General features: G+C 60.9%; 13 protein-coding genes. All 13 read left to right on the top strand.

Annotated elements, in window-relative coordinates; translation table 11 throughout:
• Nucleotides 1-53 precede the first annotated feature (53 nt).
• Nucleotides 54-983 carry a 1,2-phenylacetyl-CoA epoxidase subunit PaaA gene (gene paaA / locus C3451_RS00960; protein ID WP_032624863.1) on the top strand — a complete coding sequence of 310 codons (930 nt, stop codon included), beginning with the start codon at nt 54-56 and terminating at the stop codon, nt 981-983.
• 12 nt (nt 984-995) lie between these two features.
• Nucleotides 996-1,283 carry a 1,2-phenylacetyl-CoA epoxidase subunit PaaB gene (gene paaB, locus C3451_RS00955; protein WP_003857353.1) on the top strand — a complete coding sequence of 96 codons (288 nt, stop codon included), beginning with the start codon at nt 996-998 and terminating at the stop codon, nt 1,281-1,283.
• A gap of 8 nt (nt 1,284-1,291) precedes the next feature.
• Nucleotides 1,292-2,038, top strand: coding sequence for a 1,2-phenylacetyl-CoA epoxidase subunit PaaC (gene paaC / locus C3451_RS00950; RefSeq protein WP_045621696.1), 747 nt, complete (start codon nt 1,292-1,294; stop codon nt 2,036-2,038).
• An 11-nt stretch (nt 2,039-2,049) separates the two neighbouring features.
• Entirely contained in the window at nt 2,050-2,547 is a 498-nt protein-coding gene (gene paaD, locus C3451_RS00945) for a 1,2-phenylacetyl-CoA epoxidase subunit PaaD (protein WP_045621698.1), read from the top strand.
• Between the two features lie 7 nt (nt 2,548-2,554).
• Entirely contained in the window at nt 2,555-3,625 is a 1,071-nt protein-coding gene (paaE, locus tag C3451_RS00940; RefSeq protein WP_032676250.1) for a 1,2-phenylacetyl-CoA epoxidase subunit PaaE, read from the top strand.
• Entirely contained in the window at nt 3,622-4,389 is a 768-nt protein-coding gene (gene paaF / locus C3451_RS00935; RefSeq protein WP_045621700.1) for a 2,3-dehydroadipyl-CoA hydratase PaaF, read from the top strand. Before paaE ends, paaF begins: the two co-directional genes overlap by 4 nt.
• Nucleotides 4,389-5,177 carry a 2-(1,2-epoxy-1,2-dihydrophenyl)acetyl-CoA isomerase PaaG gene (gene paaG, locus C3451_RS00930; protein WP_108367520.1) on the top strand — a complete coding sequence of 263 codons (789 nt, stop codon included), beginning with the start codon at nt 4,389-4,391 and terminating at the stop codon, nt 5,175-5,177. The genes paaF and paaG overlap by 1 nt, the downstream gene beginning before the upstream one ends.
• A gap of 1 nt (nt 5,178) precedes the next feature.
• Nucleotides 5,179-6,603, top strand: coding sequence for a 3-hydroxyacyl-CoA dehydrogenase PaaH (gene paaH, locus C3451_RS00925; RefSeq protein WP_045621701.1), 1,425 nt, complete (start codon nt 5,179-5,181; stop codon nt 6,601-6,603).
• The gene (gene paaI, locus C3451_RS00920; protein WP_023300032.1) at nt 6,593-7,015 is read left to right on the top strand and encodes a hydroxyphenylacetyl-CoA thioesterase PaaI; all 423 of its coding nucleotides are present in this window, start codon (nt 6,593-6,595) and stop codon (nt 7,013-7,015) included. The genes paaH and paaI overlap by 11 nt, the downstream gene beginning before the upstream one ends.
• Nucleotides 7,015-8,220: a 3-oxoadipyl-CoA thiolase gene (gene pcaF / locus C3451_RS00915; protein WP_045621703.1), complete on the top strand. Its 1,206-nt coding sequence runs from the start codon at nt 7,015-7,017 to the stop codon at nt 8,218-8,220. Before paaI ends, pcaF begins: the two co-directional genes overlap by 1 nt.
• 26 nt (nt 8,221-8,246) lie before the next feature.
• Complete coding sequence (paaK, locus tag C3451_RS00910) at nt 8,247-9,563, top strand: phenylacetate--CoA ligase PaaK (protein ID WP_023300034.1); 1,317 nt, start codon at nt 8,247-8,249, stop codon at nt 9,561-9,563.
• A 571-nt stretch (nt 9,564-10,134) separates the two neighbouring features.
• A complete protein-coding gene (paaX, locus tag C3451_RS00905; protein ID WP_032622213.1) occupies nt 10,135-11,070 on the top strand; it encodes a phenylacetic acid degradation operon negative regulatory protein PaaX in 936 nt (311 codons plus the stop codon).
• Nucleotides 11,071-11,079: 9 nt separating this feature from the next.
• A complete protein-coding gene (gene paaY / locus C3451_RS00900; RefSeq protein WP_023300036.1) occupies nt 11,080-11,685 on the top strand; it encodes a phenylacetic acid degradation protein PaaY in 606 nt (201 codons plus the stop codon).
• Nucleotides 11,686-11,714 lie beyond the last annotated feature (29 nt).

Genomic DNA, 11,714 nt, shown 5'->3' with positions numbered 1-11,714 from the left:
TGATTCACCATTTTGCTGTTTGTGGTGATTTAACGAATCACAAAGGTGGTTATGTGACGCAAGAACAACGCTTTGAGCAACGCATCGCACAGGAGACGGCGATCGAGCCGCAGGACTGGATGCCGGATGCCTATCGCAAGACGCTGATCCGCCAGATTGGACAGCACGCCCACTCTGAGATTGTCGGCATGCTGCCGGAAGGAAACTGGATCACCCGCGCGCCGACGCTGCGCCGGAAAGCCATTCTGCTGGCGAAGGTTCAGGACGAAGCCGGACACGGCCTGTACCTCTACAGCGCGGCGGAAACGCTGGGCTGCGCCCGGGAGGACATCTATCAAAAGATGCTCGACGGCAAGATGAAATACTCCTCCATCTTCAACTATCCGACCCTGAGTTGGGCCGATATCGGCGTCATTGGCTGGCTGGTGGACGGGGCGGCCATCGTGAACCAGGTGGCGCTGTGCCGTACGTCTTACGGCCCGTACGCCCGGGCGATGGTGAAAATCTGTAAAGAAGAGAGCTTCCACCAGCGTCAGGGTTTTGAGGCCTGTATGGTGCTGGCGCAGGGCAGCGAAGCACAGCGGCAGATGTTGCAGGACGCCATCAACCGTTTCTGGTGGCCCGCGCTGATGATGTTCGGACCCAACGACGACAACTCCCCAAACAGCGCCCGCAGTCTCGCCTGGAAGATCAAACGCTTTGGCAACGATGAGCTTCGCCAGCGCTTCGTGGACAACACGGTGCCTCAGGTGGAGATGCTCGGCATGACCGTGCCGGATCCCGACCTGCGTTTCGATGAAGAGAGCGGCCACTACCGCTTCGGCGAAATCGACTGGCACGAATTTGACGAGGTGATCAACGGGCGCGGGATCTGCAACCACGAACGTCTGGCCGCAAAACGTAAAGCCTGGGATGACGGCGCATGGGTGCGTGAAGCCGCTCTGGCCCACGCGGAAAAACAACGCGCCCGCCAGGCCGCATAAGAGGAATCAACCATGAGCAATGTTTACTGGCCGTTATACGAAGTTTTTGTCCGTTCGAAGCAGGGGCTGTCGCACCGCCATGTGGGCAGCCTTCACGCTGCCGACGACCGCATGGCGCTGGAAAACGCGCGCGATGCCTATACCCGCCGCAGCGAAGGCTGTTCCATCTGGGTGGTGAAGGCGAGTGAAATCGTCGCTTCCCAGCCGGAAGAGAGCGGGGAGTTTTTCGATCCGGCGGAAAGCAAGGTCTACCGCCATCCGACGTTTTACACCATCCCTGATGGCATTGAGCATATGTGAGGTTGGGGATGAACAACGTATCTGCTTATGCCCTGCGTCTGGGCGACAACGGTCTGGTGCTCTCACAGCGTCTGGGCGCCTGGTGCGGCCATGCGCCGGAGCTGGAAATTGACCTGGCGCTCGCCAATATCGGCCTTGATCTGCTCGGGCAGGCGCGCAATTTCCTGACCTACGCCGCTGAACGGGAGGGTAAGGGTGATGAAGACATCCTGGCCTATGGCCGCGATGAGCGTCAGTTCCGCAATCTGCTGCTGGTGGAACAGCCAAACGGCAGCTTCGCCGACACCATTGCCCGTCAGTATCTGATGGATGCGTGGAACGTAGCGCTGTACGAACGGTTGATCCACAGCAGCGACAGTCAGCTTGCCGCCATCGCGGCAAAAGCCATTAAAGAGGCGCGCTATCACCTGCGTTTTAGCCGCGGCTGGCTGGTGCGGCTGGGGGACGGGACAGAAACCTCCGCACAAAAAATGCAGGAGGCGGTGGATAGCCTGTGGCGCTTTACGGCTGAATTGTTCGACGCCGACGACGTCGAGCTGGCGCTGGTTGACACCGACGTGGCGGTTGATCCGCGCGCCCTGCGGGAACCGTGGGAGCGCGAAGTATTTGCCGGGATGGCGGAAGCTACCCTCCGCGTGCCCGAGGAAGTGGCGTATCGCACGGGCGGCAAGAAGGGGCTACATACTGAACACCTCGGACCGATGCTGGCTGAGATGCAGTATCTCCAGCGCGTTTACCCCGACCAGCAGTGGTAAAGGAGAACGCTATGCAACGCCTCGTCGACATTGCGCCTGCCCAAATCCCGCAGATTTGGGCGCTGTTAAGCCAGATCCCCGACCCGGAAGTGCCGGTGCTGACCATCACCGACTTAGGCATGGTGCGCAGCGTGAAGGCGCAGGGGGAAGGCTGGATCATCGGCTTCACGCCAACCTATTCGGGCTGTCCGGCAACGGAGCATCTGCTGGGGGCGATCCGCGAAACTCTGACCGGGAACGGCTTTTCCCCGATACATATTGTGCTGCAACTGGAGCCCGCCTGGACCACCGACTGGATGACCGACGATGCCCGAAGGCGCCTGCGGGAATATGGCATCAGCCCGCCTGTCGGCCATAGCTGCCATGCCCACGTTCCCGCGGAGGTGAGCTGCCCGCGCTGTGCGAGCACCGATACCTCGCTCATCAGTGAATTTGGTTCCACGGCCTGCAAAGCGCTCTACCGCTGCAATACCTGCCGTGAGCCCTTCGACTATTTCAAATGTATTTGAGGCTGCCATGACAACGTTTCATTCATTAACAGTGGCAAAAGTGGAACCCGAAACCCGCGACGCGGTGACCATTACCTTCGCGGTGCCGCAGGCGTTACAGGAGGCGTACCGCTTCCGTCCCGGTCAGCATTTGACCCTGAAAGCCAGTCCTGGCGGGGATGAACTGCGCCGCTGCTACTCCATCTGCCGGAGCACCGCGTGCGGTGAGATCAGCGTGGCGGTCAAAGCCATCGAGGGCGGACGTTTTTCCCGCTATGCCCGGGACGAGATCAAACCTGGCATGGCGCTGGAGGTGATGGTTCCCCAGGGGCATTTTGGCTACCAGCCGCAGGCCGAACGCGAAGGCCACTATCTGGCGATTGCCGCCGGGTCCGGGATCACCCCGATGCTGGCGATTATGTCCGCTACGCTGGCCACTGAAGCCCACAGCCACTTCACCCTGATTTACGGTAACCGCAGCAGCCAGAGCATGATGTTCCGCCGGGCGCTGGCGGACCTGAAAGATAAATACCCGCAGCGTTTGCAGCTGATCTCTATCTTCAGCCAGGAGACGCTCGACAGCGATCTGCTCCATGGCCGTATTGACGGGGAAAAGCTCCATGCGCTGGCAAAAACGCTGGTGAATTTCCGCCAGTACGATGAAGCCTTCATCTGCGGCCCGTCGGCGATGATGGACGAGGCTGAGGCGGCGCTGAAAGCGCTGGGTATGCCGGAAAAAGCGATCCATCTTGAACGCTTTAACACGCCGGGAACCCCCGTTAAACGGACAGTCAGCGTGCAGGCCGACGGGCAGAAGGTCACCGTCCGTCAGGACGGGCGCGACAGGGAGATCACCCTGACGGCGGACGACGAGAGCATTCTTGACGCGGCCCTGCGTCAGGGGGCGGATCTGCCTTACGCCTGCAAGGGCGGCGTGTGCGCCACCTGCAAATGCAAAGTGCTTCGCGGGGAGGTGGACATGGCGACCAACTACAGCCTGGAGCCGGACGAGCTGGCCGCAGGCTATGTGCTGAGCTGTCAGGCGCTGCCGTTAACCGCTGACGTTATCGTCGATTTTGATGCGAAGGGGATGGCATGAGCGAACTGATTGTCACCCGTCATGGCCGCGTGTTGCAGCTGACGCTTAACCGTCCGGTGGCGCGCAATGCGCTCAACAATGCGCTGCTCACGCAAATTGCGGAGCAGCTTGAAGCCGCCGCCGCGGATGCGGAGATCGCCGTCTGTGTGATTTACGGCAACGAACGCTGCTTTGCCGCCGGGGCCGATCTCAACGAAATGGCGGAGAAAGACCTGCCCGCCACCCTGAACGACATCCGCCCTCAGCTGTGGGCGCGGATAAACGCCTTCACCAAACCGCTGATTGCCGCCGTGAACGGCTACGCGCTGGGGGCAGGCTGTGAGCTGGCGCTGCTCTGCGACGTGGTGATTGCCGGTGATAACGCCCGCTTTGGCCTGCCGGAAATCACCCTCGGGATCATGCCGGGCGCAGGCGGCACACAGCGGCTAATCCGCAGCGTGGGCAAATCGCTGGCCAGCAAAATGGTGCTGACGGGCGAAAGCATCACGGCGGTTCAGGCGCACAGCGCCGGGCTGGTCAGTGACGTTTACCCGGCCTCGCTGACGCTGGAGTACGCCCTGAAGCAGGCGGCGCTGATGGCGCGCCACTCGCCGCTGGCGTTACAGGCGGCGAAGCAGGCGCTTCGCCAGTCGCAGGAAGTGCCGCTTCAGGCCGGGCTGGCGCAGGAGCGTCAGCTGTTTGCGCTGCTCGCGGCCACAGACGATCGCCGGGAAGGTATCAACGCCTTTTTACAAAAACGCACCCCAGACTTTAAAGGACGCTAATTGTGGAATTTATTCTGAGCCATGTTGAGCAGGGCGTAATGACCATTACGCTGAACCGCCCGGAGCGCCTGAACAGCTTTAACGACGTCATGCACCAGCAGCTTTCCGAATGCCTGAAGCAGGCCGAGCGCGATGACGCCATCCGCTGCCTGCTGATCACCGGGGCAGGACGCGGTTTCTGCGCCGGGCAGGATCTCAACGACCGTAACGTGGACCCGACCGGCCCCGCGCCGGATCTGGGCATGTCCGTTGAGACTTTTTACAACCCGCTAGTGCGTCGCCTGGCAAAACTGCCGAAGCCGGTGATTTGCGCGGTTAACGGCGTGGCGGCGGGGGCAGGTGCCACGCTGGCCCTCGGCTGTGACATGGTGATTGCGGCCCGTTCAGCCAGCTTTGTGATGGCCTTCAGCAAGCTCGGGCTGGTACCGGACTGCGGCGGAACCTGGCTGCTGCCGCGCGTGACCGGACGCGCCCGCGCCATGGGGCTGGCATTGCTGGGCGACAAGCTCAGCGCCGAGCAGGCACAGGCCTGGGGAATGATCTGGCAGGTGGTGGACGACGAGCAGCTCTCCGCCACCGCACAGCAGATGGCGCTGCATTTTGCCTCGCAGCCGACCTATGGCCTGGGCTTGATCAAGCAGGCAATCAACGCCGCCGAAACCAACACCCTCGACGCCCAGCTTGATCTGGAGCGCGACTATCAACGTCTGGCCGGACGCAGCGACGACTACCGGGAAGGCGTCAGCGCGTTCCTGGCAAAACGCGCGCCGAACTTTACGGGGAAATAAGATGGTGAATATCCATACGGTCGCCGTCATTGGCAGCGGCACCATGGGCGCCGGGATTGCCGAAGTGGCAGCCAGCCACGGTCATCCGGTTCTGGTGTACGACATTGACGCTGCGGCGATTTCCCGCGCCGTCGACGGCATTCGCCAGCGGCTGTCCTCTCGCGTTGCGCGCGGAAAACTCTCTGCCGACGCCGGGGAACAGATCCTCGCCCGCCTGACGCCGGTGACGAATATCGGTGCTCTGGCGAAAGCCGAACTGGTGATCGAGGCGGCCTCCGAGCGGCTTGAAGTGAAAAAGGCGCTGTTTACCCAGCTGGCAGAGGTTTGTCCGCCGCAGACGCTACTCGCCAGCAATACCTCGTCCATTTCCGTTACCGCGATTGCGGCGGAGGTAAACCACCCTGAACGCGTCGCCGGGCTGCACTTCTTCAATCCTGCCCCGGTGATGAAGCTGGTGGAGGTGGTCAGCGGGCTGGCGACCTCACCCGAAGTGGCCGATGCGCTGTGCGAGCTGGCGCTGAGCTGGGGAAAGCAGCCGGTACGCTGCCAGTCCACACCGGGGTTTATCGTCAACCGCGTAGCGCGTCCTTTCTACTCGGAAGCCTGGCGCGCGCTGGAAGAGCAGGTGGCAGCGCCCGAGGTGATCGACGCCGCCCTGCGAGACAGCGGGGGTTTCCCGATGGGGCCGCTTGAGCTGACGGACATGATTGGTCAGGACGTCAACTTTGCCGTGACCTGCTCCGTATTTAACGCCTTCTGGCAGGAGCGTCGTTTTTTGCCGTCGCTGGTGCAGCAGGAGCTGGTGCTGGCGGGGCGTCTGGGTAAGAAAAGCGGGCAGGGCGTTTACCGCTGGCAGGAGGACAAACCCGCCGTCAGCTGGCTCGCCCCGGTCAGCCACAGCTTCAGCCCGATGCGCGCACAGCGAAGAAGTGACGGTGTCACGGAAATTGACGATCTGTTGCTGATCGAAACGCAGGGTGAAACCGCGCAGTCGCTGGCGCTGCGCCACGGCTGTCCGGTGGTGGTGGTCGACCGCATCGAGCGTGATGTGGCCGTTATAGCCGCCGCGCCCGGCAACCCGCACGCCGCCACGCAGAAAGCCATTTACTGGTTGCAGCACCAGGAGAAACGGGTGGTCCAGATTGCGGATTACCCCGGCCTGCTGATCTGGCGCACGGTGGCGATGATTGCCAACGAAGCGCTGGATGCCCTGCAAAAAGGGGTCGCCAGTGAGCAAGACATCGATACCGCCATGCGCTTAGGGGTCAACTATCCCTGCGGCCCCATCGCCTGGGGCGAGCGCCTTGGCTGGCAGCGTCTGTTAACGCTGCTGGAGAACCTGCAACGTCACTACGGCGAGGAACGTTATCGCCCCTGTTCACTGCTGCGCCAGCGTGCGCTTCTGGAGAGTAGTTATGAGTCATAACGCCTGGCATAACGCCCGCGCGATGTACGAACGGGACGCCTGCGCGCAGGCGATGGGGATGGACATTATCGAGATGGGCGAGGGCTACGCGGTGGTGACCATGACCATCACCCCGCAGATGCTTAACGGGCATAAAACCTGCCACGGCGGACAGCTATTCTCGCTGGCCGATACCGCCTTTGCCTACGCCTGCAACAGTCAGGGGCTGGCGGCGGTGGCCTCAGGCTGCGCCATCGATTTTCTGCGTCCGGGCTTTGCCGGCGATAAGCTGACCGCTACCGCGCGGGTGAAGCATCAGGGCAAACTGACCGGCGTCTACGACATCGAAATTCAGAATCAACAACAGAAAACCGTCGCTCTTTTTCGCGGGAAATCCCACCGCACCGGCGGCAGTGTGACAGGAGAAGCCTGATGCGTAACGCATTTATTTGTGAGGGTGTGCGTACCCCGGTCGGTCGCTACGGTGGAGGATTATCCAGCCTGCGTGCCGATGACTTAGGGGCCGTTCCGCTGCGTGCGCTGCTGGCGCGTTACCCGCAGCTCGATCTGGAGCGCATAGATGACGTGATCTTCGGCTGCGCAAATCAGGCCGGAGAGGATAACCGCAACGTGGCGCGCATGTCGTCGCTGCTGGCCGGGCTGCCGCAGACCGTTTCCGGTACCACCATTAACCGCCTGTGCGGCTCCGGTCTGGATGCCCTTGGCTTTGCGGCGCGCGCCATTAAGGCCGGGGATGGCGATCTGCTGATCGCCGGTGGCGTCGAATCCATGTCCCGTGCGCCGTTCGTGATGGGTAAAGCCACCGCGGCGTTTCAGCGTCAGGCGGAGATATTCGATACCACCATCGGCTGGCGATTTGTGAATCCGCTCATGCATCAGCAATACGGAACTGACAGCATGCCGGAAACGGCAGAGAATGTAGCGGAATTGTTAAATATAAGCCGTGCCGATCAGGACGCATTTGCCTTGCGCAGCCAGCAGCGCACCGCGCTGGCGCAGCAGAATGGCGTTCTGGCGCAGGAGATAATCCCGGTACAGATAACGGGGAAAAAAGGCGCGGTAACGGAAGTGAGCGTAGACGAGCATCCGCGCGCCGAAACCACCCTTGAACATCTTGCCGCGCTGAAAGCCCCGTTTCGCAAGAACGGTGTGGTGACGGCGGGGAACGCCTCTGGCGTCAACGACGGGGCGGCGGCGCTGATTATCGCCAGCGAGCCGATGGCGCTTGCCCAGGGGTTAACCCCGCGCACCCGCATTGTGGCCATGTCGACCGCGGGCGTCGAGCCGCGTCTGATGGGATTAGGCCCGGTTCCCGCCACCCGTAAGGTGCTGGAACGTGCCGGACTCAGTATCACCGATATGGACGTCATTGAGCTTAACGAAGCCTTCGCCGCACAGGCGCTGGGGGTGCTGCGTCAGCTGGGCTTGCCGGATGACGCGGAGCATGTCAACCCGAACGGCGGAGCGATCGCGCTAGGTCATCCGCTGGGAATGAGCGGTGCCAGACTGGCGCTGGCCGCGAGCAATGAATTGCACCGACGCGGCGGGCGCTACGCGCTGTGTACGATGTGCATCGGTGTGGGTCAGGGCATTGCCATGATCCTTGAGCGTGTTTGAGCGAACAATAATGTGAGTACCCTGCGATGATAAATACAACAAAGCTTGATCCGATCGAAACCGCGTCCATTGATGAATTGCAGGCGTTGCAGACCGCGCGCCTGAAGTGGACGCTGAACCACGCCTACAACAACGTTCCGATGTACAAACGCAAGTTTGATGCCGCGGGCGTTCACCCTGACGATTTCAACGAGCTGGCGGACCTGCAAAAATTCCCGTGCACCACCAAGCAGGATCTGCGCGACAACTACCCGTTCGATACCTTTGCGGTGCCGATGGAGCAGGTGGTGCGTATTCACGCCTCGTCGGGCACCACCGGAAAGCCGACCGTGGTGGGGTATACCCAGAATGATATCGACAACTGGGCCAATATCGTCGCCCGTTCCCTGCGCGCCGCCGGGGGCAGCGCGAAGGATAAAATTCACGTCGCCTACGGTTACGGGCTCTTCACCGGCGGGCTGGGGGCGCACTACGGTGCAGAGCGTCTGGGGGCGACGGTGATCCCGATGTCCGGCGGCCAGACGGAGAAGCAGGCGCAGCTGATCCGCGATTTCCAGCCGGATATGATCATGGTGACGCCCTCTTACTGCCTGAACCTGATCGAAGAGCTGGAGCGTCAGATGGGCGGTGATGCCAGCGCCTGTTCCCTGCGCGTCGGCGTGTTTGGCGCCGAGCCGTGGACGCAGGCGATGCGCCGCGAAATCGAGAAACGGCTGGGCATTACCGCGCTGGATATCTATGGTCTCTCCGAGGTGATGGGGCCGGGCGTGGCGATGGAGTGTCTTGAAACCGCTGACGGCCCGACCATCTGGGAAGATCACTTCTACCCGGAGATCGTCAACCCGAATGACGGCTCGCCGCTGGCCGACGGCGAGCAGGGCGAACTGCTGTTCACCACGCTGACCAAAGAGGCGCTGCCGGTGATCCGCTACCGCACCCGCGACCTGACGCGCCTGCTGCCGGGTACCGCACGCACCATGCGCCGGATGGATCGCATCAGCGGGCGTAGCGACGACATGCTCATCATTCGCGGCGTTAACGTCTTCCCGTCACAGCTTGAAGAGGAGATCGTCAAGTTCGAACATCTTTCGCCGCACTATCAGCTGGAGGTGAACCGCCGCGGGCATCTTGATTCACTTTCGGTGAAGGTCGAGCTGAAACAGAGTAGCTTAACGCTGACGCATGAACAGCGTTGTCAGGTCTGCCATCAGCTGCGTCATCGGATTAAATCGATGGTGGGGATTTCAACCGATGTGATGATCGTTAACTGCGGCAGCATACCGCGATCCGAGGGTAAAGCCTGCCGGGTGTTTGATTTGCGTAAAGTAGCAGCCAACGGTTGAATTTCCCTTACTCCAGCCCTCTCCCAAAGGGCTGAGGGTTCCCCACAAATTAATGCGAGCACTGAGCAATCCCCTCGCCCCTCCGGGGAGAGGGTTAGGGTGAGGGGAATATACGGAGGTGGTGGTCATTCCGTTCACTTTATGTTCCTTGCTACTCTGTAACGACATGACCGGTGAACGTGCCAGGGTGGCTCAGTCGCCACCACCCTGGCGACCCGGGCTCCCGGCGGTAAATCGCCGCTTCGCGGTGCCCTCGGCTTATTCCTTCCGGCTTATCGGGTACGGGCGGAGGCAACGTCCCTGTAAAGCCGCCCTCTCGGCGCATCCCTGCGCCTCGCCCCGGCCTGCAGGAAACGCCTCAGCGATTTACAGCCGGACCAGGGCATCGCTGACAGCCCTCAGTCATTTAGAAAGCAACTTTATTGCTTCTGCATAAAAAAATTACTGGGGATCCCTCAGCCCAAAGGGAGAGGGTGTATTAAGTTCCCTCTCCCTTTGGGAGAGGGTTAGGGTGAGGGGGAAACCCCAAATTCCTATGCTATGATTCATCCAGGAAAAAAATAACAACAGAATGAATCACATGAATAAACTTGATGCCTTTATCCAGCACGCAGTCAGCTCTGTTCCCGTCAGCGGAACGTCGCTTATCTCCTCGCTGTATGGCGACGCGCTTTCCCATCGCGGCGGAGAGATCTGGCTCGGCAGCCTGGCGGCCCTGCTGGAAGGGATGGGATTCGGGGAGCGCTTTGTGCGCACCGCGCTGTTTCGCCTCAACAAAGAGGGCTGGCTGGACGTGTCCCGCATTGGCCGCCGCAGCTTTTACCGTCTCAGCGACAAGGGGCTGCGTTTGACCCGACGCGCGGAAAATAAAATCTACCGTGCAGAATTGCCGGCGTGGGATGGTAAATGGCTGCTACTGCTTTCCGAGGGGCTGGATAAAACCACGCTCGCGGACGTGAAAAAACAGCTCATCTGGCAAGGGTTCGGCACGCTGGCGCCGAGCCTGATGGCCTCGCCGTCGCAGAACCTCGCGGACGTGCAGTCGCTGTTGCATGACGCGGGCGTGGCGGAAAACGTCATTTTCTTTGAAGCTCATTCGCCGCTGGCTTTGTCACGCGCGGCGTTACGATCCCGCGTGGAAGAGTGCTGGCAGCTGACCGAACAAAACGCGATGTACGAAACGTTTATCAACTCGTTCCGTCCGCTGCTGCCGCTGCTGAAAGAGGCGTCGCCCGAGGATTTAACCCCGGAACGCTGCTTCCAGATCCAGCTGTTACTCATTCATTTTTATCGTCGCGTGGTGCTGAAAGATCCGCTGTTGCCGGAGGAGTTACTCCCGGCGCACTGGGCGGGACAGAGCGCGCGACAGCTGTGCATTAACATCTACCAGCGCGTGGCAGCGGGAGCCCTGGCGTTTGTCAGTGAGAAGGGGGAAACCTCCGTCGGCGAGCTGCCCGCGCCCGGCACGCTTTATCACCAGCGTTTTGGTGGTCTGAATATCACATAAGGAGAGGGTATGCCTGTTTATCAAATTGATGGTCTGACGCCGGTCGTGCCTGAAGAGAGCTATGTTCACCCGACCGCGGTGCTGATTGGCGACGTGATCCTCGGCAAAGGTGTTTACGTAGGCCCCAACGCCAGCCTGCGCGGTGATTTTGGCCGGATCGTGGTGAAAGACGGCGCGAACATTCAGGATAACTGTGTGATGCACGGTTTTCCGGAGCAGGACACGGTGGTGGAAGAGGACGGGCATATCGGCCACAGCGCGATCCTGCATGGCTGCATTATCCGTCGTAATGCGCTGGTGGGGATGAATGCGGTGGTGATGGACGGAGCGACGATCGGCGAAAACAGCATCGTCGGGGCGGCGGCGTTTGTGAAGGCCAAAGCGGAAATGCCTGCGAATCACTTAATTCTTGGCAGTCCGGCGAAAGCGATTCGTGAGCTAAGCGCGCAGGAAATAGAGTGGAAAAAGCAGGGCACGCGGGAGTATCAGGTGCTGGTGGATCGCTGTAAGCAGACGCTGCATCAGGTAGAGCCGCTGCGGGAAGAAGAGCCCGGCCGCAAACGGCTGGTATTCGATGAGAACTTACGGCCCAAGTCGGCTGGCCGGGATAATTAACCATTTCTTGCCTGCGAAATAATGCAATG

Origin of the sequence: Enterobacter sp. 301B, assembly GCF_003850715.1 — a bacterium.
Taxonomy (GTDB): Bacteria; Pseudomonadota; Gammaproteobacteria; order Enterobacterales; family Enterobacteriaceae; genus Enterobacter; species Enterobacter intestinihominis.
This window is presented reverse-complemented; position numbering and strand designations above follow the sequence as displayed.